Annotated in this window: 25 protein-coding genes; 7 read left to right on the plus strand and 18 right to left on the minus strand. The window is 64.2% G+C overall.

The window, feature by feature from the left end; genetic code table 11:
* The first annotated feature begins 2 nt into the window (after positions 1 to 2).
* Positions 3 to 356 carry a YbaN family protein gene (locus tag ACE3OV_RS08660; protein ID WP_374326590.1) on the plus strand — a complete coding sequence of 118 codons (354 nt, stop codon included), beginning with the start codon at positions 3 to 5 and terminating at the stop codon, positions 354 to 356.
* On the opposite strand, the gene ACE3OV_RS08665 is transcribed toward ACE3OV_RS08660, so the two are convergent.
* The 3 genes from ACE3OV_RS08665 to ACE3OV_RS08675 all read right to left on the minus strand — a co-directional run bounded on the left by ACE3OV_RS08665 (position 319) and on the right by ACE3OV_RS08675 (position 2,574).
* Positions 319 to 1,524, minus strand: coding sequence for a diguanylate cyclase (locus tag ACE3OV_RS08665; RefSeq protein WP_374326591.1), 1,206 nt, complete (start codon positions 1,522 to 1,524; stop codon positions 319 to 321). The two genes, ACE3OV_RS08660 and ACE3OV_RS08665, sit on opposite strands and share 38 nt — an antisense overlap.
* A 102-nt stretch (positions 1,525 to 1,626) precedes the next feature.
* Positions 1,627 to 1,845, minus strand: coding sequence for a YdcH family protein (locus ACE3OV_RS08670; protein WP_374326593.1), 219 nt, complete (start codon positions 1,843 to 1,845; stop codon positions 1,627 to 1,629).
* A gap of 75 nt (positions 1,846 to 1,920) precedes the next feature.
* On the minus strand, positions 1,921 to 2,574 hold the full coding sequence (locus ACE3OV_RS08675; RefSeq protein WP_374326594.1) for a hypothetical protein: 654 nt from the start codon (positions 2,572 to 2,574) through the stop codon (positions 1,921 to 1,923).
* A 193-nt stretch (positions 2,575 to 2,767) separates the two neighbouring features.
* On the opposite strand from ACE3OV_RS08675, the gene ACE3OV_RS08680 reads away from it, so the two are divergent.
* A complete protein-coding gene (locus ACE3OV_RS08680; RefSeq protein ID WP_374326595.1) occupies positions 2,768 to 4,090 on the plus strand; it encodes a phytoene desaturase family protein in 1,323 nt (440 codons plus the stop codon).
* Between the two features lie 6 nt (positions 4,091 to 4,096).
* On the opposite strand, the gene ACE3OV_RS08685 is transcribed toward ACE3OV_RS08680, so the two are convergent.
* The 3 genes from ACE3OV_RS08685 to aceA all read right to left on the minus strand — a co-directional run bounded on the left by ACE3OV_RS08685 (position 4,097) and on the right by aceA (position 7,220).
* Positions 4,097 to 5,233 (minus strand): GNAT family N-acetyltransferase, encoded by a 1,137-nt coding sequence (locus ACE3OV_RS08685; protein ID WP_374326596.1) that lies wholly within the window; start codon positions 5,231 to 5,233, stop codon positions 4,097 to 4,099.
* Between the two features lie 79 nt (positions 5,234 to 5,312).
* The gene (locus ACE3OV_RS08690) at positions 5,313 to 5,780 is read right to left on the minus strand and encodes a CreA family protein (RefSeq protein WP_374326597.1); all 468 of its coding nucleotides are present in this window, start codon (positions 5,778 to 5,780) and stop codon (positions 5,313 to 5,315) included.
* Positions 5,781 to 5,909: 129 nt separating this feature from the next.
* On the minus strand, positions 5,910 to 7,220 hold the full coding sequence (aceA, locus tag ACE3OV_RS08695; RefSeq protein ID WP_374326599.1) for an isocitrate lyase: 1,311 nt from the start codon (positions 7,218 to 7,220) through the stop codon (positions 5,910 to 5,912).
* Between the two features lie 310 nt (positions 7,221 to 7,530).
* On the opposite strand from aceA, the gene ACE3OV_RS08700 reads away from it, so the two are divergent.
* Positions 7,531 to 9,327, plus strand: coding sequence for a methyl-accepting chemotaxis protein (locus ACE3OV_RS08700; RefSeq protein WP_374326600.1), 1,797 nt, complete (start codon positions 7,531 to 7,533; stop codon positions 9,325 to 9,327).
* A 28-nt stretch (positions 9,328 to 9,355) separates the two neighbouring features.
* Here ACE3OV_RS08700 and ACE3OV_RS08705 read toward each other — a convergent pair whose 3' ends face one another.
* From ACE3OV_RS08705 to clpS, 4 genes are all read right to left on the minus strand, one after another.
* Positions 9,356 to 9,979 carry a DUF922 domain-containing Zn-dependent protease gene (locus ACE3OV_RS08705; RefSeq protein ID WP_374326601.1) on the minus strand — a complete coding sequence of 208 codons (624 nt, stop codon included), beginning with the start codon at positions 9,977 to 9,979 and terminating at the stop codon, positions 9,356 to 9,358.
* Complete coding sequence (gene rraA, locus ACE3OV_RS08710) at positions 9,925 to 10,416, minus strand: ribonuclease E activity regulator RraA (protein WP_374326603.1); 492 nt, start codon at positions 10,414 to 10,416, stop codon at positions 9,925 to 9,927. Before rraA ends, ACE3OV_RS08705 begins: the two co-directional genes overlap by 55 nt.
* Positions 10,417 to 10,481: 65 nt before the next feature.
* On the minus strand, positions 10,482 to 12,740 hold the full coding sequence (gene clpA, locus ACE3OV_RS08715; RefSeq protein WP_374326605.1) for an ATP-dependent Clp protease ATP-binding subunit ClpA: 2,259 nt from the start codon (positions 12,738 to 12,740) through the stop codon (positions 10,482 to 10,484).
* Positions 12,740 to 13,048: an ATP-dependent Clp protease adapter ClpS gene (gene clpS / locus ACE3OV_RS08720; RefSeq protein WP_374326606.1), complete on the minus strand. Its 309-nt coding sequence runs from the start codon at positions 13,046 to 13,048 to the stop codon at positions 12,740 to 12,742. The genes clpA and clpS overlap by 1 nt, the downstream gene beginning before the upstream one ends.
* Before the next feature lie 271 nt (positions 13,049 to 13,319).
* Between clpS and ACE3OV_RS08725 the strand changes: the two genes are divergently transcribed.
* Positions 13,320 to 13,523: a cold-shock protein gene (locus ACE3OV_RS08725; RefSeq protein WP_028994647.1), complete on the plus strand. Its 204-nt coding sequence runs from the start codon at positions 13,320 to 13,322 to the stop codon at positions 13,521 to 13,523.
* Between the two features lie 72 nt (positions 13,524 to 13,595).
* Here ACE3OV_RS08725 and soxZ read toward each other — a convergent pair whose 3' ends face one another.
* Genes soxZ through moaC form a run of 3 tightly spaced genes read right to left on the minus strand, consistent with a single transcriptional unit; the run spans position 13,596 to position 14,882 of the window.
* Complete coding sequence (gene soxZ / locus ACE3OV_RS08730; protein ID WP_374326607.1) at positions 13,596 to 13,907, minus strand: thiosulfate oxidation carrier complex protein SoxZ; 312 nt, start codon at positions 13,905 to 13,907, stop codon at positions 13,596 to 13,598.
* Position 13,908: 1 nt separating this feature from the next.
* Positions 13,909 to 14,391, minus strand: coding sequence for a thiosulfate oxidation carrier protein SoxY (soxY, locus tag ACE3OV_RS08735; protein WP_374326609.1), 483 nt, complete (start codon positions 14,389 to 14,391; stop codon positions 13,909 to 13,911).
* Between the two features lie 8 nt (positions 14,392 to 14,399).
* The gene (gene moaC / locus ACE3OV_RS08740; RefSeq protein ID WP_374326610.1) at positions 14,400 to 14,882 is read right to left on the minus strand and encodes a cyclic pyranopterin monophosphate synthase MoaC; all 483 of its coding nucleotides are present in this window, start codon (positions 14,880 to 14,882) and stop codon (positions 14,400 to 14,402) included.
* A gap of 65 nt (positions 14,883 to 14,947) precedes the next feature.
* Between moaC and ACE3OV_RS08745 the strand changes: the two genes are divergently transcribed.
* The 3 genes from ACE3OV_RS08745 to pabB are packed head-to-tail and all read left to right on the plus strand — an operon-like array spanning position 14,948 to position 18,395.
* Positions 14,948 to 16,393 carry a M48 family metalloprotease gene (locus ACE3OV_RS08745; protein WP_374326611.1) on the plus strand — a complete coding sequence of 482 codons (1,446 nt, stop codon included), beginning with the start codon at positions 14,948 to 14,950 and terminating at the stop codon, positions 16,391 to 16,393.
* A gap of 38 nt (positions 16,394 to 16,431) precedes the next feature.
* Positions 16,432 to 16,659: a sulfurtransferase TusA family protein gene (locus ACE3OV_RS08750; protein WP_374326613.1), complete on the plus strand. Its 228-nt coding sequence runs from the start codon at positions 16,432 to 16,434 to the stop codon at positions 16,657 to 16,659.
* Positions 16,656 to 18,395: an aminodeoxychorismate synthase component I gene (gene pabB / locus ACE3OV_RS08755; RefSeq protein ID WP_374326800.1), complete on the plus strand. Its 1,740-nt coding sequence runs from the start codon at positions 16,656 to 16,658 to the stop codon at positions 18,393 to 18,395. The genes ACE3OV_RS08750 and pabB overlap by 4 nt, the downstream gene beginning before the upstream one ends.
* On the opposite strand, the gene ACE3OV_RS08760 is transcribed toward pabB, so the two are convergent.
* The 5 genes from ACE3OV_RS08760 to ACE3OV_RS08780 all read right to left on the minus strand — a co-directional run bounded on the left by ACE3OV_RS08760 (position 18,392) and on the right by ACE3OV_RS08780 (position 24,067).
* Positions 18,392 to 18,877, minus strand: a complete 486-nt coding sequence (locus tag ACE3OV_RS08760) for a hypothetical protein (protein ID WP_374326615.1) — start codon at positions 18,875 to 18,877, stop codon at positions 18,392 to 18,394. The genes pabB and ACE3OV_RS08760 overlap by 4 nt on opposite strands.
* Position 18,878: 1 nt before the next feature.
* A complete protein-coding gene (locus tag ACE3OV_RS08765; protein WP_374326616.1) occupies positions 18,879 to 21,707 on the minus strand; it encodes a valine--tRNA ligase in 2,829 nt (942 codons plus the stop codon).
* 65 nt (positions 21,708 to 21,772) lie between these two features.
* Positions 21,773 to 22,150, minus strand: coding sequence for a hypothetical protein (locus ACE3OV_RS08770; protein ID WP_374326617.1), 378 nt, complete (start codon positions 22,148 to 22,150; stop codon positions 21,773 to 21,775).
* A gap of 4 nt (positions 22,151 to 22,154) precedes the next feature.
* A complete protein-coding gene (locus ACE3OV_RS08775; protein WP_374326618.1) occupies positions 22,155 to 22,577 on the minus strand; it encodes a DNA polymerase III subunit chi in 423 nt (140 codons plus the stop codon).
* Positions 22,574 to 24,067, minus strand: a complete 1,494-nt coding sequence (locus ACE3OV_RS08780) for a leucyl aminopeptidase (RefSeq protein WP_374326619.1) — start codon at positions 24,065 to 24,067, stop codon at positions 22,574 to 22,576. Before ACE3OV_RS08780 ends, ACE3OV_RS08775 begins: the two co-directional genes overlap by 4 nt.
* Between the last annotated feature and the right edge of the window lie 16 nt (positions 24,068 to 24,083).

Genomic DNA, 24,083 nt, shown 5'->3' on the forward strand with positions numbered 1-24,083 from the left:
CGATGCGGAGGCCGGTTTATCGCGCGCTTGGCGTGCTGTCGGTGCTGCTCGGGATGATCGGCGTCGTCCTGCCGCTGCTGCCGACGACGCCTTTCCTGATCCTCGCCGCCTTCTTCTTTGCCCGTTCGCATCCTGAATGGGAGGCGCGGCTGCTGGCAGATCCGCGGGTCGGTCCGGCGATCCTCGCCTGGCGCGAGCGGGGGGCGATCCCGCTGCTGGCCAAGCGGCTGGCGACGCTGCTGCTCGGCATCAGCGCCGTCGTCGGCTGGTTCGGCCTGGCCGGCGACTGGGGCTACCTGCCGGCCAGTTGCGGCGCCCTCATCCTGCTGTGGATGTGGTCGCGTCCGTCGGCTTGAGCGACTGACAGCTACCGTCCGGCCAGACGACGGCATCGCGGCCCTGGCGCTTGGCTTCGTACATGCGGCGGTCGGCACGCCAGACCAGGGCCTCGCAGGCGGCAATGCCTTCCTCGTCGCTGCAGGCGATGCCGAAGGAGGCCGTCATCTGCCGGCCGTCCGGGCGCTGTCCCAGGCCCTGCTGGCGCAGGCGCAGCAGCAACATCGGCACCTTGTCGAGCGGCGTGTCGGGCAGGACGGCGACGAATTCCTCGCCGCCCCAGCGGATCAGCAGGTCGCTGCGGCGCAGGCCGGCGCGCAGGTTGTCGGCGAGCAGGCGCAGGCACTGGTCGCCGGCTTCGTGGCCGAACAGGTCGTTGATCTCCTTGAAGCGGTCAAGGTCGATGAAGGCGACGGTCAACGGCTTGCCGGCCATGTGGTTGAGCCGGAACAGGAGCTTCAGCGCATCCTCGCCGGAACGCCGGGTGTAGGCGCCGGTCAGCGGGTCGTGCATGGCGCGCACGACCAGTGTCGCCATGTAGTGACACTGGCTCATGCCGGAGAACATGGCAACGCCCAGCATCATCAGCATGAACCACAGGGTGCCGCCGTATTGCGCCAGGTCGGGCGCGGTGCCGCCGAGGATCAGGCCAGTCAGCCCCATGCCGATTACCGGCAGCGCGAAGAGCAGGGCTTCGAGCGCGGTCAGCGGGAAAATGGCGAGGCCGCCAAGGACGACGGTCGGCAGGTAGGCGTAGAGCTGGGCGACAAGCTTCTGGGGACTGGTCTGGCTGGCCTGGGCGAGCATTTCCGCCGACAGCAGATGAAACAGCGAAGGCACCAGCAGCAGGACCAGCAAGGCCGCCAGCGCCTGGGCGTAGGGCCGGGTCAGCGAGGCTTCGCGCGGCCAGGCGAGGGCGGCGAAAATGGCGGTGGAGGCGAGGCGCAGGCCGATCAGTTTGCCGGCGGTGGCAAGGTCAAAGATGACGAGGTCGATGACTGCGAAAAACGGGACCAGGATCGCGAACAGGCCGGCGATCAACTGGACGCGGGCGACGATCACCGATGCCGCGTGGCGGCGCAGTTCGTTGCTGCGGCCGGCCGGGGTCAGCATGTCGAGCAGCTGCTTGCTGCTCAGTTGCGAGGGGGCGAGGATGTTTTCGCTGATGCGCGTGCGCAGCGATTTCACGATGTCACGCGCCGGCGGCTGGCGTCGCGCCAGGCTGGAAAAAGGCCGGGGCCGTCCAGCGACGGCCCCGGCTGAGTGTTGGCGATGGCCTGCATCAGCGAATCAGGCGACGCTGGCCTTGCGCAGCAGCCCGTAGAGTTCGTCCTTGAGCGCCAGCTTTTCCTTCTTCAGCGTCTCGATTTCGACCGGGCTCGCCGGTTCGATGTGGCTTTCCATGTTCTTGATCTTCTGATCCAGTTCGTTGTGCTGGTCGAAGAGGTTCAGGAAGTGACGGTCCGTGGTCTTCAGTTGGGTGATCAGGTCACGGTATTCGGGAAACATGATGCTCTCCTTGTTAGTGTCGTTGTGTCCGTCTCCATTGTACGACCGGGGCTCGGCGCTGGTAAGGGGGCGCGCTCAGTAACGGTGATAGCCCATGCCGACGAAAGGCGGTATGCGGCCGACCAGGCTTTCGAGGAGGATCAGTTCGGCGTCGGTATGGTTGATGATCCGGGCCGGCACCATCATCCGCTGCCGGTCGGCGTTCAGGTAGAGCGGGTGGTCGTGGTAGGTGGTGGCGATCGTTTCAAGGATCGCCGTCTCGCCCGGGGCGCTGATCTCGGCCTCGCCGTAGCACAGGCAGAAATACACCTGCGCCGCGCTCGCCTCGATGTAGCAGGCGGTGCCGCGGATGCCGATGGTGGCGGTCGGCGTCTGCAGACTCTTCTCGCCCTTGCCGAAAACGCCCATCAGCCTGCCTTGCAGAATGCGCAGGACGCGCCGGGTGGTGTTGTCCTCGATGAGCTGGACGGTGGAGTTGGCGCGTTGCAGGTAGGCATCGCTACCGATGATGTAGATCGCCTGGGCATCCTTGCCGGTGACGATGCGGTCGCCGGGGGTAATCGCCATGCGCGGGTGGGCCGGCTTGCCGTTGACCGTGACCTCGCCGCTGAATTCGTGCAGGCCGGGTGGCGGCAGCGCCTGACCGGCAGCCCAGGCGTGGCTGGCGAAGGAAAAGCGCTCGCACACCGCGAGTGTGGCGAGATGGCGGATCAGCTGGCGACGGTTCATCGTTGATTTTCTCCGTTGGGACTGGTGGCTGGCTGGTAATGCCGCGCTCCGTCAAGCGTAACCAATCGGCGGCGCAAGCACTCGGCGCAAGCAAAAAAAATTTCGCGCCGGGCCGGGGGGCTCCGATGGCCTTGCGCGGATCGCTCCAGCCACGGAAGATGGTTGCTGTCCGCGTGGAAGCAGGTGTAGATGGATGATGAAACAGTATTCGGGAAACTTGCAGCCTTGCGAGGTAGCGGTCATCGGCGCCGGTGTCGGCGGCTTGAGTACTGCCATCCGTCTTGCCAGACTCGGTTTGTCGGTGACCGTGTTCGAGCGCCTTGAGCGGGTTGGCGGCTTGTGCGGTACGGTCGCCCTCAACGGGCGGCGTTATGTGGTCGGCTGCAACGATTTCGGCCACGGTCTGCGGCGCGACCTGAAGGCGCTCGGGATCTCCTTGCCTTTTGAGCACAAGAAGGCCCGCATCCATTTCGCCGGTAAGCATTACAGCATGCCGCCCGACCTGCAGACGATCCTGAACTTCGCCCGCCGCCTGCCGTCGTTTGCCCGTTACGTCCTGGGTTTGCGGCAGGCGCGGCGGTCGGCTTACGCCAAGGTCCGTTTCCTGGACGAGTTGGTCGACGAAGCGGGTGTCAGCGGACGTTTTGCCGACATCCTGATGCTGCCGGCCTACCTGATGGGGGTGCCGCCGGACCGTTTTCGTGTCGACTCCATCCTCGACGAGTTCAGCTTCCATTACGGCTACGCCAATCCGACGACACCGGTCGGCGGTCCGCAGGCGCTGGCCGATGCCCTGTACCAGCGCCTGCTGGCGCTGGGGGGCAAGGTCGTCCTCGGTTGCGAGGTGACCGGGGTTGAGGCGGTAGACGGAAAGAAACTGATCCATACCAGCCAGGGCAGCCATGCGGTCGATCTGCTGGTGTCGACCTTGCTGAAGCCTGGGTATTTTCCGCCCGCTTTCGAATCCGGGCTGCCGCTGTCGATGCTCTGGCTGGACATCGATTCAGCCTACCGTCTGCCGTCCGGGATTCATACGCACCTGTATTACCCGCCGGGAATCCGCCAGTGGTTTGGCGACATCTACGCCGGACGGATGCCGGCCGAGTTCGGCTTCCACTTCTTCTGCAGCGATCTCGGCGTGCAGGACGGGGTCAATACGGCGAGCGTCTATTGTCATCTGCCGCGCGGGCTGGCCGAGGATGCCGCGATCCAGACGGCCGCGCAGGCTTACATCCTGGACCGGATCGAAAGCCTGCTGCCCGGCATCGGCGGCTATCTGCGAGCTTGCACGATGATTTCGCCGGCGATGTTCCGGGAGATGCACGGCATGGACCCGGTGCTGACGCCGGTCATCGCACCGGCCGGTTTCCCGCAGCCGGACAACCACGCGCCGGAGGACGACATTTACTACGCCGGGGCGGCTGCCTTCCCGCCGGGCATGCACGCGGGGGCGGCGATTCGTTCGTCGGCCTACGTCAGCGACCTGATTGCCCGGCGCCTGGCGGAAGGGCGCTGACCCGCGTCAGGGTTTGCGGAAAACGTGCCGGATTTCGACCTCCGGCGGCCGGTTTAGCAGGCGGAAGACCGGGCCGACGAAGGGGTTGAGGATGCGCCTTGTGGTGCGCAGGGCCATGCGTACCGGCGAGATGGTGGCGCCCAGTTCCTGCTTCAGGTCGTAGGTGGTGAGGCCGAACTCGATGCGCGGCATGCCGAGCCGGATCGCCGTCTCGATCAGCGCGTAGCCACCATAGATCCACAAGCCGTCGTGGGCGGCCTGATGACGGCCGAAGAACATGAAGCGCATGAGCTCGCCATCGAGCATCAGCAGGATGTGGCCGACCAGCGTTTCCTGGCGGTAGAACAGCATGACCTTCGCCTTGCCGGCGAGACGCTGTGCGAGTTCCCGGTAGAACGCCGGGGTCAGCACTTCGCGCTGGTACTCGTCGGCATGTTCATGGACGACCTGCCACTGTTGGTGCAGGGTGTCGGCGAGGTCGGCGAAATCGTCGCGGATTTCGTAACGGAACTGCTGCTCCCGACACTGGGCGAGGTAATGCAGCAGCTTGCGCCGGTAGTGGCTGCGCATCGCAGCGATGTAGGCCTCCGGCGTCGGCCAGGTGACTTCGACGTAGGTGTTGGGCAGGCTTTCCAGCCAGTGGTAGCCGAGCGCTTCGAAATTGGCCTGGTGCGCCCAGGCTGCTCCTTCGAAGTCGCGCATGACGATCAGCAGTTGTCCGTCGCGCCGGGCGATTTCCTGCAATGTCTGGTCCAGCGCCTTGCCCACTGCGTCGCCCGCTACGTCGGGGGCCAACGCGAAGGGCTCGCTGCCCGGGGTGACTGGCGTGCCGCATTCGAGGATGCTGAACTTGAGGAAATTCGGCATCAGCCGACGCAGCTGGGTCAGCAGCTTGCGCAGACCGGGCGGGGCGAAGATCGCCAGGTCAGTGGTGATCGAGTAGAAACCGGCGATGCCGATCGGTCGTTCGGTGCTGTCGAAGAAGAGGATGTAGCGGTAGCGGAAGTCGTTGATCCCCGAGTGTTCCAGCACTTCCCAGAAGCGGCGCGAATAGACCAGCGAATGGCCGGCGCCGAGAGCGTCCCAGGCATCCGCTGGAACTTCGGCGATGTGGTCGAATACGGCAGTTCTCACTCGGTTCATGGGTTTGCTTCAGTGCCTTGCAATGTCACGATGGACGGTCCGGAGCATAAGCGATGCAGGCCGGAATCCCAAACTCGGGTCAACGTAGCTCTACGGTGCCACCCCAGGGCATCACCGGTACCGTCGAGATGGCGTTGGCCGGGGCACCTTCGATCAGGCGCCGGCTGATTGCCAAATAGACGATCACCTTGCGTTTTGCGTCGTAGCTGCGGTGGATGCTGGTTTCCTTGAACAGCAGCGAAGTGTTTTCGCTGAAGACGATCTCGTTGCCCGGAAGTTTGGCAGGGAGCGTGATCGGGCCGGTCTGGCGGCAGGCGATGGAGAATTGCGAGGGGTCTTCGGCCAGTCCCAGACTGCCCTTGATGCCGCCCGATTTGGCCTGGCTGACATGGCAGGTGACGCCGGGAATCTTCGGGTCGTCGAAAGCATAGACGCAAACCCGGTGGTTGGCGCCGATCAATTTCCAGGCCGTGGTGACGCAGCCGATTTCCTCGGCCTGAGCTGTCGCGCTGAGCAGCAGCATCAAAGCCAGATGGCGAGGTTTCATTCTCTTGCTTCCGGAAAAGGTGTCGGTCGGTATCGAGCATACCAACATGTTTTCCTGGCGGCCAACGAAAAAGGCCGGCCCCTTGTGGGGACCGGCCTTTGCTGCCGCGGGATGGTGCGGCGGCGTTGCTTAGTGGAACTGTTCTTCTTCGGTCGAGCCGGTCAGCGCCTTGACCGAGGAGGAGCCGCCCTGGATCACGGTGGTGACTTCGTCGAAGTAGCCGGTACCGACTTCCTGCTGGTGCGAAACGAAGGTGTAGCCTTGTTCGCGAGCGGCGAATTCCGGTTCCTGAACCATGTCGACGTAGTGCTTCATGCCTTCGCCGCCGGCATAGGCCTTGGCGAACTTGAAGGTGTTGTACCAATTGACGTGGATACCGGCCAGCGTGATGAACTGGTACTTGTAGCCGAGCGCCGACAGTTCTTCCTGGAAGGAGGCGATCTGCGAGTCGGAGAGGTTCTTCTTCCAGTTGAAGGACGGCGAGCAGTTGTAGGACAGCAGCTTGCCCGGGCAGGCGGCCTGGACGGCCTGGGCGAATTCGCGGGCGAAGCCGATATCGGGCACGCCGGTTTCGCACCAGACGAGGTCAGCGTACGGGGCGTAGGCAACACCGCGGGAGATCGACTGTTCCAGACCGTTCTTGACGCGGTAGAAGCCTTCCTGGGTGCGCTCACCGGTGAGGAAGGGCTTGTCGTTCTCGTCGTAGTCGGAGGTGATCAGGTTGGCGGCTTCGGCATCGGTACGAGCCAGGATCAAGGTCGGCACGCCCATGACGTCAGCGGCGAAACGGGCAGAGATCAGCTTTTCCACGGCTTCGCGGGTCGGCACGAGGACCTTGCCACCCATGTGGCCGCACTTCTTGGCGGCAGCCAGTTGGTCTTCGAAGTGCACACCGGCAGCACCCGAGGCGATCATGTTCTTCATCAGTTCGAAGGCGTTCAGCACGCCGCCGAAACCGGCTTCAGCGTCGGCGACGATCGGCAGGAAGTAGTCGATGAAGCCTTCGTCGCCCGGATTGATGCCACGCGACCACTGGATTTCGTCAGCGCGCTTGAAGGTGTTGTTGATGCGGCGAACCATGGTCGGCACCGAGTCGTAGGCGTACAGCGACTGGTCCGGGTACATGGTTTCCGAGGTGTTGCCGTCGGCGGCAACTTGCCAGCCGGACAGATAGACGGCTTCCAGGCCAGCCTTGGCCTGTTGCATGGCCTGACCGGCGGTGATGGCGCCGAAGGCATTCACGTAACCCTTCTTGGCACCGCCGTTGACCTTTTCCCAGAGGACCTTGGCGCCGCGCTGGGCCAGGGTGTATTCCGGCTGCAGGGAGCCGCGCAGGCGAACCACGTCAGCAGCGGAGTAGCCGCGCTTGACGAGCTTCCAACGGGGGTTTTCGGCCCAGTCCTTTTCCAGGGCGGCGATTTGCTGTTCGCGAGTGCTCATGTCTATTCCTCAGTAGTTGGGTTGGGAGGTCGGGTTGTTGCGCCGGGACGGAAAATCTCAGGCGATGGGTGGAGTATAGAGAAAATCGTGCATGGCAGCAATGGTCTTATATAAGACATAAGATAATAATTTTTTGTTTTAAAACATTGCGTTACGTGTAATTTTTTGCGATGTGAAATGCGATTCGCGCCCGTGAAATGCAGTGCAGCAATCTGGGCGACGATAACACGCCTGGGCGGCTCAACATTGTGGCTTGACTGCAACGGTGATTGGGTGTTGAATTCAGCAAATTTACTAAATCTGATTGCTTATGGAATTTCTCAAACGCCTCTACGACTGGAACGAGCGCACGTTCTGGAACTCGCTGACCAAGAAGCTGATGAGTTTCCTGCTGCTCTTTTTCATCGATCTCGTCTATCTGGCGATCTATCTCGACCAGCAGCGGACGGTTGCCGAGACCCTGAAGGCGTCGGGAGCGTCGGCGGAAGCGATGCAGCGCATTGCCGACAGCCTTGATCATGGCCTGATCCTGATGATCACGCTGACGGTCGTCGCCTTGGGCTGGAACCTGCTGCAGATTCTCTACATCCGCTATCTGATCCTGCGCCCGGTGCGCATGATTGCCCGGATCTTCGACGAGATCGCCCGCGGTGAGGGTGACTTCTCGCGCAACCTGCCGACCATCACGCACGACGAGTTGCGTTCCCTGGCCGAGGCGTACAACCGCTTTGCCGACAAGATGCGCGAGATCATCAGCGAGGTGCGCAAGATGAGCGTCAGCATTGCCCGCGAAGCAGTGGTGGTCAAACGCTCGGTCGCCGCGACCGCCGAACGCGCCAACCAGCAGGGACAGATCGCCGATTCGGTGTTCGGGGCGAGTGGTGAGGCGGTGCAGGCGATTCAGGAGGTGTCGAGTTCGGCCGACCTGATTTCGCATTCGACCGACAACAATCTGGCAACGGCCCGTCATTCGCTGGCCGAGATGCAGGAAATCGTTGCCAAGGTGCAGGGGGTCAGCGACAAGCTCAACAGCTTCAATGACACCGTCGGCCATCTCGCCGAGCGCTCCGACAGCATCCGGCAGATCGCCGGGCTGATCAAGGAAATTGCCGACCAGACCAACCTGCTGGCGCTCAACGCGGCGATCGAGGCGGCGCGGGCCGGCGAGATGGGACGGGGTTTCGCGGTGGTGGCCGACGAGGTGCGCAAGCTGGCGGAACGGGTCAACAAGGCGACCGAGGAAATCTCCAGCAACATCGGCGGCATGATCGACCTGGTGCGCGAGACGCAGCGCGAGAACGAGGTCATCAACGGCGACATCCGCCAGGCGCGCTCGGTGGTCGAGCGCTCTTCCGGCGATTTTCAGCAGATGGTCGGCAATTTCGAGCGCACCGGCGATCAATTGACGCAGATTGCGGCGGCGATGGAAGAGCTGTCGGCGACCAACGCCCTGGTCCATGATTCGGTGCGCGAGGTGCATGGGTTGTCGGTCGAAGTGGTCGGCAGCATGAAGGATTCCGAGCAGACCTCGCAGATGCTGAGCAAGGCGACCGAAAGCGTGCAGGAGCTGGTGTCGCGCTTCAAGATCGGCCGCGGCGCTTTCGATTTCAACGTGGACAAGGCGCGCCTGTTCCGTGACCGGGTGCAGGAGAAGCTGGCCCAGTTGGCGGCGTCCGGCGTCAATGTCTGGGACCAGGACTACCGGCCGCAGCCGGACACCAACCCGCAGAAATATCTGGTGAGTTATTGCAGCGCCTTCGAGCAACAGATGCAGCCACTGCTCGAAGAGGCGCTCGCCAGCCTGCGTGGCGGGGTCTATGCGCTGATTGTCGACGCCCGGGGTTACGGGGCGATCCACAACCGCAAATATTCCCGGCCGCTGACCGGCAACTACCAGAACGATCTGGTCGGCAACCGTACCCGCCGCATCTGGGACGATGCCACCGGCCAGCGTGGCGCAAAGAATACCTTGCCGCTGCTGGTCCAGACCTATGCCCGCGATACCGGGGAAATCCTCTCCGAGATCAATCTGCCGATCGAGCTTGCCGGCCGCCACTGGGGCGGGGTGCGGGTCGGTTGCGACAGCGAGGTCCTGCTCGAGACCTGATGCGGGCGCTTGGGCTGGCGGCCAGCCGTCAGTCGTCGAGCAGGCTGGCGCCCTGCTTGGCGCCGTGCCCGGTGCGCTGATCCATCTCGCGTTCGGCATTGCCCGCCTCGCGCAGCAGGCGCTGGGCAAGGTCGTTGGCGGTCTGTTCCAGTTGCCGGCAACTGGGCATCGTCGGCAGGGCGAGGATACCGCGGTCGATCCGTTGCGCGGCATCGCGGGCGATGCGGACGTGCTCCATTTCGTGATTCTTCAGTGCCGCCAGATAGTGCTCGAAGCGTTGCCGGATTGCCGGATCGGCGGTGGTCAGGCGCGGCAAGGTCACTTCTGCCGAGAGCCGGGTCCGGTTGGCGGTGATGCGGCAGCGGCCGTCAGCCTCCTCCCACCAGCGGAATTGCCAGCTTGTCTGCCAGGCTGTATAGCCGTGGAAGCGCATGCCGTCCTGACGGATCGGCGTCGCCGCGTTGAGGGCGGCGAGCAGGGTCATGCCGGGCCGGTGCGGGCTGGCGTAATACCTGAAGTTCAGGCTTTCCTCGACTGCGGCGCCGGCCGGCAAGACGGCGAGCGCGCACAGGTTGAGGGCGAGTCGGCGGCGCAGCTTCAGAGCAATGGCCGGGCGGCGACCAGGACGCCGTCCTCGTCGGCGTACAGCCATTCGCCCGGATGGAAGGTGACGCCGCCGAAAGTCAGCGCCAGGTTACGGTCGCCGACCCCTTTCTTGACCGTCTTCTGCGGGTGGGTGTTGAGCGCGCGAACACCGATGTCGATGCCGTTGATGTCGCCGGAGTCACGGATGCAGCCGTACACGACGACGCCCTCCCAGCCGTTCTTGTGGGCGAGGATCGCCAGTTGGTCGCCGACCAGCGCGCAGCGCAGCGAGCCGCCGCCGTCGATGACCAGTACCTTGCCCGAGCCGGGTTCGTTGAAGATTTCACGAACCAACGTGTTGTCCTCGAAAATCTTCAGCGTGACGATTTCGCCGCAAAATGCGGTGCGTGCGCCGTAGCGCTGGAACATCGGGGCGACGACGCGGACGGTCTTGCCCAGTTCGGCTTCGTACTGGTCGCAAAGGTCGGGGGTCTTGAAGCTCATTTTGGGGTCTCCGGAATAGAAAAAGCCGTGCAATCTTGCACGGCTTTTCGGGTTGGGCGCAATCGTCAGGCGACCGCTTCGGCTTTCTCTTCCTCGAAATCGAGCTTGATCTTGCCGTCCGCGTCGAGATCGACGTTGACCCTGCCGCCATTGGCCAGGCGGCCGAACAGCAGTTCGTCGGCGAGCGCCGAGCGGATCGTGTCCTGGATCAGGCGGGACATCGGGCGGGCGCCCATCAGCGGATCGAAACCCTTGTCGGCGAGCATTTCCTTGACCGCGTCGCTGAAGTGCGCCTCGACCTTCTTCTCGTGCAGCTGTTCTTCCAGTTGCATCAGGAACTTGTCGACGACGCGCAGGATGATGGCGCGGTCGAGGGCCCGGAAGGAGATCGTCGCGTCCAGCCGGTTGCGGAATTCGGGCGTGAACAGCCGCTTGATCTCGGCCATTTCGTCCCCGGCTTCCTTGGTTGCGGTGAAGCCCATCGACGCCTTCTGCAGGTCGGCGGCGCCGGCATTGGTCGTCATGATGATGACGACGTTGCGGAAATCCGCCTTGCGCCCGTTGTTGTCGGTCAGCGTGCCGTGGTCCATGACCTGCAGCAGGATGTTGAAGATGTCCGGATGCGCCTTCTCGATTTCGTCGAGGAGCAGCACGCAGTACGGCTTCTTGGTCACCGCTTCGGTCAGCAGGCCGCCCTGGTCGAAGCCGACGTAGCCCGGCGGGGCGCCGATCAGCCGGGAGACGGCGTGACGCTCCATGTATTCCGACATGTCGAAACGGACCAGTTCGATGCCCAGACAGTAGGCGAGCTGGCGGGCGACTTCGGTCTTGCCGACGCCGGTGGGCCCCGAAAAGAGGAAGGAGCCGATCGGCTTGCCCGGATTGCCGAGGCCGGAGCGGGTCATCTTGATCGCCTGCGCCAGCGCGTCGATCGCCTTGTCCTGGCCGAAGACGACGTTCTTCAGGTCGCGGTCGAGGTTCTTCAGCGCGCTGCGGTCGTCCATCGAGACGTGTTGCGACGGGATGCGGGCAATCTTGGCGACGATTTCCTCGATGTCGGTCTTGCCGATCGTCTTCTTCTGCTTCGACTTGGGCAGGATGCGTTGCGCCGCGCCGGCTTCGTCGATGACGTCGATCGCCTTGTCCGGCAGGTGACGGTCGGTGATGTAGCGGGCCGACAGCTCGACCGCCGAGGTCAGCGCGGTGGCCGAATACTTGATGCCGTGGTGCGCCTCGAAGCGCGCCTTCAGGCCCTTCAGGATGTCGATCGTCTCGGCCACCGAGGGTTCATTGACGTCGATCTTCTGGAAGCGGCGCGACAGTGCGCTGTCCTTCTCGAAGATGCCGCGGAACTCGGTGTAGGTGGTGGCGCCGATGCACTTCAACTGGCCGGACGAGAGCGCCGGCTTGAGCAGGTTCGAGGCGTCGAGCGTGCCGCCCGAGGCCGAACCGGCACCGATCAGGGTGTGGATCTCGTCGATGAAGAGAATCGCGTTCGGATTGTCCTGCAGCGACTTCAAGACCGCCTTCAGGCGCTGCTCGAAATCCCCCCGGTACTTGGTCCCGGCCAGCAGGGCGCCCATGTCCAGCGCGTAGACATTGGCGTGGGCGAGGATTTCCGGCACTTCGCCCTCGACCACCTTGCGCGCCAGACCTTCGGCGATCGCCGTCTTGCCGACGCCGGCTTCGCCGACCAGCAGCGGGTTGTTCTTGCGCCGCCGGCACAGCGTCTGGACGACGCGTTCCAGTTCCTTGTCGCGGCCGATCAGCGGATCGATCTTGCCCTGCAGCGCCAGCGCGTTGAGGTTGATCGTATATTGCTCAAGCGGGCCGGCATCGGCTTTTTCGCCTTCGGTTTCGATTTCGCCTTCCGGTGCGGCCTTCTGCTGCGGCACCTTGCTGATGCCGTGGGAAATGTAATTGACCACGTCGAGCCGGGTGACGCCCTGCTTCTGCAGGAAATACACCGCGTGCGAATCCTTCTCGCCGTAGATGGCGACCAGCACATTGGCGCCATTCACTTCCTTCTTGCCGGAAGACTGCACGTGCAGGATGGCGCGCTGGATCACGCGCTGGAAACCGAGCGTCGGCTGGGTGTCGATATCGTCCTCGCCACCGACCACTGGCGTGTGTTCGTTGATGAAATTGGTCAGATCCTTGCGTAGCACGTCGGGCTTGGCCCCACACGAGCGCAGGGCGTCGGCGGCTGATGGATTGTCGATCAGGGCGAGCAGGAGGTGTTCGACGGTGATGAACTCGTGGCGCTTCTGGCGCGCCTCGACAAAGGCCATGTGCAGGCTGACTTCGAGTTCCTGGGCAATCATCAGTTTTCCTCCATGATACAGGCGAGCGGGTGTTGATGCAGGCGGGCATGTTTGCTCACCTGATCAACCTTGGTGGCCGCAATGTCCCGCGGGAATACCCCGCAGGTGCCGCGACCTTCGTTGTGAACTTTGAGCATGATTCGCGTCGCTTGTTCAGTGTCCAACGAAAAAAAACGTTGCAGAACTTCAATGACGAACTCCATCGGCGTGTAATCGTCGTTCAGCAACACTACCTTGTACATCCGTGGCGGTTGCAGCTTGCTGCGCAGTGCAGCAAGCTCACCGCCTTCCTGAATTTTGGTGGCCATGCGCTCGATTCTATACAGTCCGCTCCAATCTGCAACATCCAGTGGGCGCGAGATCACGACATCTTCGAAGACGTTGCATGCAATTTTCCTGCCTGCTCGATTGCTGCACTGCGGCATGGAAAATTGTTGACGGAAAAATTCAAACGGCGTAAAAAATCGCTGTTTGGATTCAAACCGTCTTACGGGTACCACGCGTGCCAGGTTGTTGAGCTCAAACAGGGAGACGGGGAGACCCGGAAATTTTCAGGCTTTTTGTAGGGATGTAGCAGACATGGCAATCGGTACTGTCAAGTGGTTCAATGATTCCAAGGGCTTCGGCTTCATTACGCCGGATGATGGCAGCGAAGACCTCTTCGCCCATTTTTCCGCCATCAACATGAATGGCTTCAAAACCCTCAAGGAAGGCGAAAAGGTTTCCTTCGAGGTTGTGCAGGGCCCCAAGGGCAAGCAGGCTTCCAATATCCAGCGCGCCTGACCCGGCGCCGATCTTCGATCGCGCAACGACCGCCTGATTTCAGGCGGTTTTTTGTTTTCGGGTGTTGTGGCTTTAGCCGACGATAATCTCGTCGCGTTTTTCCTTGCCCGTGTTGTCGGTCCAGTGCACCGCCAGGTGATCGCCTGCCTTGAGGTTGCGCGCCTTGAAGGTAAACAGGGGGTTGGCGGAGATCGATGTATTCAGCTGGCCGTCGATCAGTGGCTGTTTGTTCAGCTGGACGGAGAAAGTCTGGATGAAGTGCGCGGGAATCACCTTGCCCGTTTCGTCGCGACCTTGTCCGCTTTCCATCGGGTGCTGCATGAGAACCCGGATCAGGGCGTTGTCGCCCTGAATTTGTGCGCGAATCCTGATTTCCGCACTCATTTCAACCACCGCATCCGCCCAGGGTGACCTTGACTTCCCGGATGGCGACGTGTGTCCTGCCGTCGCTGGTGCGGGCTAGTGCGCGAATCCGGGTGGTTTCCGCCAGCTTGATCTGTACCTTGGCATAGGGCAGGGCGTTGCCGGCAAAATTGATCTCGGCGCACAAGGGCATCGGGTTACGGTCAGCCAGTAGCAACAAGCTACGCGTGCCAGACAGATTGCTGGCGATCTCGATGTCCACCTTGGCGCCGTTTTCGGCGATCTCCGGTGCGTTGATGACGATGTCGCGGCTCTCGGTGGCGCCGGTAAGGGCGAGCTGCTGCAGCGCGTCCGAGGTGCTGCGGGCGGTGAAGGCGCGGGTTTTCCATTCGCTGGCGAGGACGCGTTCCGGGTGCAGCAATCCTGTTCCGAGCAGCGGCAGGAGGAGACTGGCGCTGATCCCGTCAGCGAGAAATCTCCGGCGTAGTTCCCGGTGTTTTTCCATGACTGGATTCAGGGGGCTTGCCAGTGGCCGGACTTGCCGCCCATTTTTTCCAGCAGGCGGACGTTGTCGATACGCATGCCGCGATCGACCGCCTTGCACATGTCGTAGATGGTCAGCAGGCCGACCGTGGCGGCGGTCAGGGCTTCCATTTCGACGCCGGTGCGGCCGCTGCATTCGGCGGTGACTGCGCAATGCACGACAGGGGCGTCGGCGTCGATGGTGAATTCGACGCTGACCCGGGTCAGTGCGATCGGGTGGCAGAGCGGGATCAGTTCGCCGGTGCGTTTGGCGGCCTGGATGGCGGCGATGCGGGCGACGCCCAGAACGTCGCCTTTTTTTGCCGAGCCGTCACGGATCAGCGCCAGGGTTGCCGGCTGCATGCTGATGCTGCCGGCGGCGCGGGCCAGGCGGGAGCTTTCCGCCTTGGCGCCGACATCGACCATGTGGGCCTGGCCGGCGCTGTCAAAATGGGTCAGAGGGGAGTCGCTCACGGTGGCTTACGTTTGGTTACCAGGCGCCGGTCAGGGCGGAAAGAAGGCTGCGCTATCATAGCACCATGTTTTCGCCGCACCGCCCTCTTGCCCTTCTCCTTGCCGCCTTGCTGACGGTGCCGCCAGCGGCCGCGCAAAATCTGCCGGAACTGGGCGAGGTCGCCAGCGAGGAGTTGCCGGTGGCGCTGGAAAAGCGCATCGGCCTGCAGATCATGCAGGAAATCCGCCAGCGCGAAATCAGCTATCTCGACGATTACGACATCGAGTCCTACCTCAACCAACTGGCCGGGCGACTCGCCGGCGTCAGCAGCGATCCGGGCTTCGGCTTCGAGATTTTTGCGCTGACCGATCCGTCGATCAACGCCTTTGCCATGCCCGGCGGCTACGTCGGCGTCCATAGCGGACTGATCCTGGCTGCGCAGAGTGAATCGGAGCTGGCCGGGGTGTTGGCGCACGAGTTGTCGCATGTGACGCAACGCCACATCGCGCGGCAGATTTTCCAGTCCAAGCGCATCGGCATCGCCTCGATGCTGGCGATGGGTCTTGGCTTGCTGGCGGCGCGTTCGAATTCCCAGGTGGCGGGGGCGGCGATCGCCACTTCGCAAGCCGGCGCCATTTCCGCGCAACTGGCGTATTCGCGCGACTTCGAGCGCGAAGCCGACCGCATCGCCTTCGACATGCTGGGCCGTGCCGGTTTCGACGAGCGCGGCATGGCCGGCTTTTTCGGCCGCCTGCAGCAGTCAGTGCGGCTCTACGAGAACAATGCGGTGGCCTATCTGCGCACCCATCCGCTGACCGGCGAACGTCTTGCCGACATGCAGAACCGTGAGATCGGGCTCAACTACCGGCAGGTGCCCGACAGCCTCGACTTTCACCTGGTACGCGCCCGCCTGCGCGCCCAGCAGGGGCGGCCGAGCGATGCGGTGAAGGAGTTTTCCGAACAACTGACGGCGCGCAAGTTCGCCAGCGAAGCGGCGGCGCACTATGGGCTGGCGCTGGCTTATTACCGCAGCCGCGCCTGGGCCGACGCGCAACGCGAGGTCGATGCCGCTCGCGCGCTGGGTGAGGTGTCGCCTATCCTCGAGCATCTGGCGGCCGACGTGCGGGTGGCGGCCGGTCACGGCGAGGAAGGGCTGCGCATCTACCGGGCGGCGATCAGTCGTTTTCCGCGCAACATGGCATTGGTCTACGGCTATGGTGCCGCCTTGACCGAGCTGCGGCGTTTCGGCGAGGCCCTGAAACTGGCCGACGAACAACTGCGGGTGCGCGCCGACGACCTGCGCCTGCATCGCCTGCGCGCCGCCAGTTATGCCGGGATGGGCCGGCCTGGGGCACAGCATCGGGCGCTGGCCGAGGTTTTCGCGCTGCAGGGGCAGACGGCCGGGGCGATCGAGCAGCTTGAGCTGGCGCGCAAGGCGGGCGGCGATTTCTACGAGATGTCGGCGATCGACTCGCGGCTGCGCGAACTCAAATTGCGGCGTCTCGAGGAACTGAAGGAAAAGAACAATTGAGAGTAGAATTCCCGGCTTGATCCAACTACACGACGACCATGGAATTTGATCGCGAACTCGACGTCAAGGGGCTGAACTGCCCGCTGCCCATCCTGCGCACCAAGAAGACCCTGGCCGAAATGGAATCCGGCCAGGTGCTGCGCGTTCTCGCCACCGATCCGGGCTCCCTCAAGGACTTCCCCGCCTTTGCCCGGCAGACCGGCAATGAGCTGGTTGCCAAACGGGAAGCGGACGGCGTCTTCGAGTATCTGCTGAAGCGCAAATAAGCCCCGGATTTGCCGCGTTTTTCGAGGATCGGCGGGCGCCAGCGGGCGAACCCGCCGCTTGGCGTTTCGCCGATTGCGTCGAATATCTGGAAGCGGCCGAGCGCGATGACCTGCCCGCCATCCTGGCGCGGATCGAAGCACGGCCGGCGTGGACCGTCGTCGCCCTCGACTACGAACTTGGCTACCTGCTCGAGCCGCGCTCGGCGCCGCCAGGCTGGCGGCCCGGCGCGAAGCCGCTGGCGCGCTTCTGGCGCTTTCGCGACTGCCATCGCCTGACGGGAGAGGCCGCCGGGCAATGGCTGGCGGCGCAGACGAGCGGCGCCGAAGCGGGCGTTGGCGACTTGCGTGAGGCGCTAGCTGAAGCCGACTATCACGTTGCGCTGCGGCGCATCCAGCAATGGATCGCCGCCGGCGACTGCTATCAGGTCAATTTCACCTTTCCGTTCGAATTCGACTGGTTCGGCAAACCGCTTGACCTGTACGCCCGCCTGCGTGAGCGCCAGCCGGTGCGCTACGGCGGTTTTGTCGGCGATGCGCGGCAGGGCATCGTCTCGTTGTCGCCGGAGCTGTTCGTCGAACGCCACGGCGAGCGCCTGCTGACCCGGCCGATGAAGGGAACCGCGCCGCTCGATTCGCCGCCGGAAGCGCTGCGCGATTCGCTCAAGGATCGCGCGGAAAACCTGATGATCGTCGATCTCCTGCGCAACGACCTCGGGCGGATCGCCGCCAACGGCAGCGTGCGCGTCGAGCGCCTGTTCGCGATCGAGGACTATCCGAGCGTGCGGCAGATGGTCTCGGAAATTTCGGCGACGGTGGCCGGGCGCAGCTTCGGCGAGATCCTGACGGCGCTCTTTCCCTGCGGCTCGATCACCGGCGCGCCGAAGATCCGCGCCATGCAGATCATCGGCGAGCTGGAAACGGCGCCGCGCGGCATTTATACCGGGGCCTTCGGCTGGCTGGCGCCGGATGGTGACTGCCGTCTCAATGTTGCCATCCGCACGCTTGAACTGGGCGCTGATGGGCGCGGGAAGATGGGCATCGGCAGCGGCATCGTCGCCGATTCCGAGGCTGCCGCCGAATGGGCCGAGTGTCGCCTGAAAGCCGCTTTCCTGCGCGACTGCGATCCCGGTCTGCAACTGATCGAGACCTTGCGCCGCGATAACGGGGTTTATCCGATGTGGGCCGGTCATTACGAACGCCTACGCCGTTCCGCCGCCTGGCTGGGTTTCCCGGTCGACGAACAGGCGCTGTTCAAGGCGCTCGCCGAGCAGCCGACCACCGGCACCTGGCGGGTCCGGCTGACGCTGGACAAGGCGGGGAAAATCGAAGTTCAGTCCTTTCCGCTTGCCGCGACGCCGCCGCAAGCGCTGGGCGCCTGGCTGGCCGCAACGGTGATCGATGCCGACGACCCGCTGCGTCGCCACAAGACGACTGCGCGCGCCGTGTACGACGCGGCGCTGGCCGGCTTGCCGGCGGACGTGTTCGACGTGGTTTTTCTCAACCAGCGCGGCGAGGTCGCCGAAGGCGCGCGCAGCAATGTCTTCGTCGAGCGCGATGGGGTTTTGCTGACGCCGCCGCTAAGTAGCGGCGCCTTGCCGGGGGTGCTGCGGGCCAGCCTGCTTGCCCGCGGGCGGGCGCGTGAGGCGGTACTGCGGCCGGCCGATCTGGTCGATGGCTTCTGGCTGGGCAATGCCCTGCGCGGGCTGATGCCGGTCCGCCTGCAATCGGACCGTTAGCCCTTGCTGCGGCGCTTGTTCAGGTAGAGCAGGGCGAGCGAGACGAGGGCGCCGAGCAGCGCGTAGAGGAAGACCTTGCCGCCGATTTCCTGGTATTCGACCAGCACCGGCTGTTCGTTGTCGATGCGGTAGCGCACCGTGGTTTGGAAATTCCAGGCCGAGGCCTTGCTCTGCAGGCCGCCGGGCAGCGTCTTCCATTGCACGGTGATCATTTCGTAGGCCGTCTCGCCGCTCTCCTCGGCGGGGATCAGCGAGCTCACCCGGCCGTCGGCGCGGGCGGCGGCCAACTGGCCGACCGGCATGGCGCAGGTCTGGCCGTCGGCGCAGCGCACGGCGAGCGGGTAGTCGGGCAGCCATTCGCCGCCCTTCTGCCACGGCCAGAACATGAACAGCCCGAGTCCCCACAGCCAGACCAGGACGCAAAACACCATCAGGGCGCTGAAGATCGCCGAGAAGCGTTGCGTGTGCTGCGGTGCGCTCATCTCAGTTACCCAGCTTGGCCAGTTGCGCCTGCAGCTTGGCGAGCGTGGCGCCGAAGTCGGCGACCCGCTGCTTTTCCTGCTCGACCACGGCGGCCGGGGCGCGGGCGACGAAGCTCTCGTTGCCGAGCTTGGCCTGGGCGGAGGCGATCTGCTTTTCCAGCTTGTCGATTTCCTTCTTCAGGCGCTCCTTCTCGGCCGCGACGTCGATCTCGACCTTGAGCATCAGGCGCGTCTCGCCGACGACGGCGACCGGTGCCATCGCATCTTCCGGCAGGTCGGCGAGGATCTGCACTTCGGACAGCTTGGCCAGCGCCTGCAGGATAGGCGCGAACTCGGCGATCTCGTCACCGCCGCCGGCAACCAGCAGCGGCGTGCGCTGCGCCGGGGAAATCCCCATCTCGCCGCGCAGGTTGCGGCAGGCATGGGCCAGCGCCTTCAGGCGGTCGACCTTGGCTTCGCTGGCGGCGTCGATCTTGTATTCCTCGGCGCGCGGGTAGGCGGCGAGCATGATCGAGTCGTGCGTCTTGCGCCCGGCAATCGGCGCCACGGTCTGCCACAGTTCCTCGGTGACGAAGGGAATCAGCGGGTGGGCCAGGCGCAGGATGGCTTCCAGCGTGCGGATCAGGGTCCGGCGGGCGCCACGCTGCTGGGCGTCGTTGCCAGTCTGGACCTCGACCTTGGCGATTTCCAGGTACCAGTCGCAGAACTCGTCCCAGACGAACTTGTAAATGGCCTGGGCGATCAGGTCGAAACGGTAGTCGGTGAAGTGGCGCTCGACTTCCTGCTCGACGCGCTGCAACTGGCTAACGATCCAGCGGTCGGCGAAGGAGAATTCCAGCGGTGCGTTGCCGCCGCAGCTAGGACCGTTCTGCTGGTGGTCGAGCGCCAGATCGTGGCCTTCGACGTTCATCAGCACGAAGCGGGTGGCGTTCCACAGCTTGTTGCAGAAATTGCGGTAGCCGTCGCAGCGATTCAGATCGAACTTGATGTCGCGGCCGGGCGAGGCAAGCGAGGCGAAGGTGAAGCGCAGGGCGTCGGTGCCGAAGGCCGGGATGCCTTCCGGGAATTCCTTCTTGGTCTTCTTGGCGATGCTTTCCGCCTGCTTCGGGTTCATCAGGCCGAAGGTGCGTTTTTCGACCAGCGCGTCGACGCCGATGCCGTCGATCAGGTCGATCGGGTCGAGCACGTTGCCTTTAGACTTCGACATCTTCTGGCCTTCGCCGTCGCGGATCAGGCCGTGCACATAGACGTGCTTGAACGGAATCTTGCCGGTGATCTGCTTGGTCATCATGACCATGCGCGCGACCCAGAAGAAAATGATGTCGAAACCGGTGACCAGCACCGACGACGGCAGGTATTGCTTGAGCAGCGGGTTGGCGGCGTCGACGGCTGCGTCGCCGGTCCAGTCCAGCGTCGAGAACGGCCACAGGGCGGACGAGAACCAGGTGTCGAGAACGTCTTCGTCACGGCTCAGGGCGCCACTGTAACCAACCTTGGCGGCGGCGGCGCGGGCTTCTTCTTCGCTGTGGGCGACGAAGGTCTCGCCGTTCTCGCCGTACCACGCCGGAATCTGGTGGCCCCACCACAGTTGGCGCGAGATGCACCAGTCCTGGATGTTGTTCAGCCACTGGTTGTAGGTGTTGACCCAGTTTTCCGGGTAGAACTTGATTTCGCCGGAGTGCACCACTTCCAGCGCCTTCTCGGTGATCGACTTGCCGTCGTCGCCGGGCTTGGACATGGCGACGAACCACTGGTCGGTGAGCATCGGCTCGATGACGACGCCGGTGCGGTCGCCGCGCGGTACCTTCAGCTTGTGCTTGTCGACCTTGACCAGGATGCCCTGTTCTTCGAGGTCGGCGACGACCGCCTTGCGGGCGTCGAAGCGGTCGAGGCCGCAGTATTTTTCCGGCGCGTTATCGTTGATCCTGCCGTCCAGCGTCAGGATGGAAATCATCGGCAGGTCGTGGCGCTGGCCGACCGCGTAGTCGTTGAAGTCGTGCGCCGGCGTGACCTTGACGCAGCCGGTGCCAAATTCGAGGTCGACGTAGCTGTCGGCGATGATCGGGATTTCACGGTCGGTCAGCGGCAGCTTCACCATCTTGCCGATCATGTGCTTGTAGCGCTCATCCTCGGGGTGAACCATCACGGCGGTGTCGCCGAGCATGGTTTCCGGGCGGGTGGTGGCGACCACCAGGCTATCCGAGCCGTCGGCCAGCGGATAGCGGATCTGCCACATGAAGCCGTCTTCCTCTTCCTGTACGACTTCCAGGTCGGAAACGGCGGTGTGCAGCTTCGGATCCCAGTTGACCAGGCGCTTGCCGCGGTAGATCAGGCCTTCGTTGTAGAGGCGGACGAAGGTTTCGGTGACGACCTTGTTGAGGCCGGCGTCCATCGTGAAGCGCTCACGCGTCCAGTCCGGGCTGGTGCCCATGCGGCGCATCTGCTTGGTGATGGTGTTGCCCGAGTATTCCTTCCACTCCCAGACCTTTTCCAGGAACTTCTCGCGGCCGAGGTCGTGGCGCGAGATGCCTTGCGCATCCAGTTGCCGCTCGACGACGATCTGGGTGGCGATGCCGGCGTGGTCGGTGCCCGGCTGCCACAGCGTGTTGTGGCCGCGCATCCGGTAGTAGCGGGTGAGCGCGTCCATGATCGTCTGGTTGAAGCCGTGGCCCATGTGCAGCGTGCCGGTGACGTTGGGCGGCGGCAGCTGGATGCAGAAGTTGTCCGACTTGCTGCCGTCGACGCCGGCGGCGAAGTAATTGCGGGATTCCCACTCGGGATACCAGCGACGTTCAATGTCGGCGGGTTCGAAGGCTTTGGCGAGTTCCATGGGCTTGTTGCAAAAGGAGAAAACCGGCGATTATACCGGAGCGCGCCCCGCCCTTCGCCGCCTTCTCAGCGCCGCCGGTGGCGTTTCTGCATTTCCGGGTCGCCGAGCAGTTCGGCGACGGTGCTGGCGACGATCTTCGGAATCTCGGCGAGCAGCCGGGCTTCGATGCGCCGGCCGAGTTCTTCGGCGAGGGCGGCGCCCCAGTCGGTATCGAGCGGCGGCACCGGCGTCGTCGCCGGATTGCCGGCGGCGGGCGCCTTCGGGGGTGTCGGGCGCGGTGCGGGTGGGGGCGGTACGGCAACGCTGGGTGCCACGTCGACCAGCACCGGGATGTCATTTTCGACGTCGATGGCGTCGGTGAGCAGCGGCACTTCCTCGCTTTCGCCGCTGCTGTGGCGGCGGTGCATCAGGGCGTCGGCGCGGGCCAGGATCGGGCTGGGCATGGCGTCAGCGGTCCTTGAGGTCGAAATAGCTGACCTCGCAGCCCTGTTCCTTGTAGTAGCGGACCCGTTCGCGCGCCGCCAGGCGTTCGGCCTCGTCCTGGCCGACCACCTCGATCAGGCTCTGGAAGCGTTCGTAGGCGCGCGGTACTTCGTTCGACAGGTTCATCAGCCGCTCGTCCTGATTGACCTCGTCCAGGCGGTCGGCGATCAGGATCGGGGTTTCCGCCGCCAGCGGCGAATCAGCGCGGCAGTGCGGCACGAAGGACAGTTGATCGCGGGTCCACAGCAGGCGGTCGACGCCGTCGGCGACCGCCCGGTCTGGCGCATAGACCAGAATCGGCTTGCGTTTGGCCCAGGCGCCGGCAATCAGCGCGCAGGCGGCGGCGATTTTGTCGGAGGCGCCGTGGTAAAAGAAGACCTTGGTCAATCGGGCGTTCCCGCGCGTTGCAGCAGATACTGGGTGAGCAGGGGAACCGGCCGCCCGGTGGCGCCCTTGTCCTTGCCCGAGGTCCAGGCGGTGCCGGCGATGTCGAGGTGCGCCCAGTCGTATTTCTTGGCAAATCGCGACAGGAAGCAGGCGGCGCTGATCGCACCGCCCCAGCGGCCACCGATGTTGGCCATGTCGGCGAACGGGCTCTTCAGCAGTTCCTGGTAGTCGTCCCACAGCGGCAGGTGCCAGGCGCGGTCGCCGGTTTCCTCGCCGGCTTCCTGGAGGTCGCGGGCGAGGCCGTCCTTGTTGGCGAACAGGCCGCTGGCGACGTGGCCGAGGGCAACGACGCAGGCGCCGGTCAGGGTGGCGACGTCGATCACCGTGTCCGGGTTGAAGCGCTCGGCGTAGGTCAGCGCATCACAGAGGAGGAGGCGGCCTTCGGCGTCGGTGTTGAGGATTTCGACGGTCTGTCCGGACATCGTGCTGACGATGTCGCCCGGGCGCGTTGCGTTGCCGTCGGGCATGTTTTCCGCCGCCGGGACGATCACCGTCAGGTTGAGCGGCAGGGCCATGCGGGCGACCGCCTTGATCGTGCCGAGGACGGCGGCGGCGCCGCCCATGTCGTACTTCATCTCGTCCATGTCGGCGCCCGGCTTCAGCGAGATGCCGCCGGAATCGAAGGTGACGCCCTTGCCGACCAGGACGACTGGTTTGTCCGACGCCTTGGCGCCCTTGTGGTGGAGGACGATCAGCCGGGGTTCGGCAGTGGCGCCGCGCGCTACCGCGAGCAGGGCGTTCATGCCGAGTGCGGCCATCGCGGGGCGATCGAGGATTTCGCAGCCGAGGCCGAGTTCTTCGGCCAGTGCCTGCGCCTGTTCGGCCAGGTAGGCGGGGTTGCAGACGTTGGGCGGCTGGTTGCCGAGGTCGCGTGCCCACTGGCAGCCTTCGCCGATCGCCAGTCCCTGGCGCAACGCCTCTTCGGCGGCGGCGAGTTCGCTGCGCCGTTCGACGATCAGGGTCAGCCGGCGCAGGCGACGCGGCTCGTCATCCTTGCTGCGGTAGTGGTCGAAACGGTAGCCGGCGGCGAGCGAGCAGACCACGGCCTGACGGATGCGCCAGGCGGCATCGCGCTTGCGGACGGCGATTTCGGTGAGGAACAGGGTGGCGTCCTGGGCGCCGGTTTCGCCGACGGTCTTCACCGCCAGACGCAGCGCGGCGCAGTATTCCTTCTCCCGGAAGTCCTTTTCCTTGCCCAGACCGACCAGCAGGACGCGTTCGCCCAGAGTGCCGGGGACGTTGTGCAAGAGCAGCGTGCTGCCAGCCTTGCCGTTCATGTCGCCGCGCCGGAGGATGTCGCTGATCATGCCGCCAGCGGCGTTGTCGATCAGTTCGGCCGACAAGGTCAGCCGCCGGTGTTCGAAAACGCCGACGACGACGCAGTTGCTTCGCTGCTTTTCCGGGCTTCCGCTTTTTATGCTAAATTCCACGCGCTGCTCCTGTCCC

The sequence above is a fragment of the Azonexus sp. genome, from assembly GCF_041909095.1.
GTDB lineage: Bacteria > Pseudomonadota > Gammaproteobacteria > Burkholderiales > Rhodocyclaceae > Azonexus.

Coding starts and splice junctions, on each gene's coding strand:
- clpA (WP_374326605.1), bottom strand. CDS start 12,740: ATGATTGCCCAGGAACTCGAAGTCAGCCTGCACATGGCCTTTGTCGAG.
- ACE3OV_RS08660 (WP_374326590.1), top strand. CDS start 3: ATGCGGAGGCCGGTTTATCGCGCGCTTGGCGTGCTGTCGGTGCTGCTC.
- clpS (WP_374326606.1), bottom strand. CDS start 13,048: ATGGCCACCAAAATTCAGGAAGGCGGTGAGCTTGCTGCACTGCGCAGC.
- ACE3OV_RS08700 (WP_374326600.1), top strand. CDS start 7,531: ATGGAATTTCTCAAACGCCTCTACGACTGGAACGAGCGCACGTTCTGG.
- ACE3OV_RS08690 (WP_374326597.1), bottom strand. CDS start 5,780: ATGAAACCTCGCCATCTGGCTTTGATGCTGCTGCTCAGCGCGACAGCT.
- ACE3OV_RS08675 (WP_374326594.1), bottom strand. CDS start 2,574: ATGAACCGTCGCCAGCTGATCCGCCATCTCGCCACACTCGCGGTGTGC.
- ACE3OV_RS08765 (WP_374326616.1), bottom strand. CDS start 21,707: ATGGAACTCGCCAAAGCCTTCGAACCCGCCGACATTGAACGTCGCTGG.
- ACE3OV_RS08770 (WP_374326617.1), bottom strand. CDS start 22,150: ATGCCCAGCCCGATCCTGGCCCGCGCCGACGCCCTGATGCACCGCCGC.
- ACE3OV_RS08680 (WP_374326595.1), top strand. CDS start 2,768: ATGATGAAACAGTATTCGGGAAACTTGCAGCCTTGCGAGGTAGCGGTC.
- ACE3OV_RS08760 (WP_374326615.1), bottom strand. CDS start 18,877: ATGAGCGCACCGCAGCACACGCAACGCTTCTCGGCGATCTTCAGCGCC.
- ACE3OV_RS08750 (WP_374326613.1), top strand. CDS start 16,432: ATGGAATTTGATCGCGAACTCGACGTCAAGGGGCTGAACTGCCCGCTG.
- ACE3OV_RS08685 (WP_374326596.1), bottom strand. CDS start 5,233: ATGAACCGAGTGAGAACTGCCGTATTCGACCACATCGCCGAAGTTCCA.
- soxY (WP_374326609.1), bottom strand. CDS start 14,391: ATGGAAAAACACCGGGAACTACGCCGGAGATTTCTCGCTGACGGGATC.
- ACE3OV_RS08670 (WP_374326593.1), bottom strand. CDS start 1,845: ATGTTTCCCGAATACCGTGACCTGATCACCCAACTGAAGACCACGGAC.
- soxZ (WP_374326607.1), bottom strand. CDS start 13,907: ATGAGTGCGGAAATCAGGATTCGCGCACAAATTCAGGGCGACAACGCC.
- rraA (WP_374326603.1), bottom strand. CDS start 10,416: ATGAGCTTCAAGACCCCCGACCTTTGCGACCAGTACGAAGCCGAACTG.
- ACE3OV_RS08705 (WP_374326601.1), bottom strand. CDS start 9,979: ATGGCTGTACGCCGACGAGGACGGCGTCCTGGTCGCCGCCCGGCCATT.
- ACE3OV_RS08725 (WP_028994647.1), top strand. CDS start 13,320: ATGGCAATCGGTACTGTCAAGTGGTTCAATGATTCCAAGGGCTTCGGC.
- ACE3OV_RS08745 (WP_374326611.1), top strand. CDS start 14,948: ATGTTTTCGCCGCACCGCCCTCTTGCCCTTCTCCTTGCCGCCTTGCTG.
- aceA (WP_374326599.1), bottom strand. CDS start 7,220: ATGAGCACTCGCGAACAGCAAATCGCCGCCCTGGAAAAGGACTGGGCC.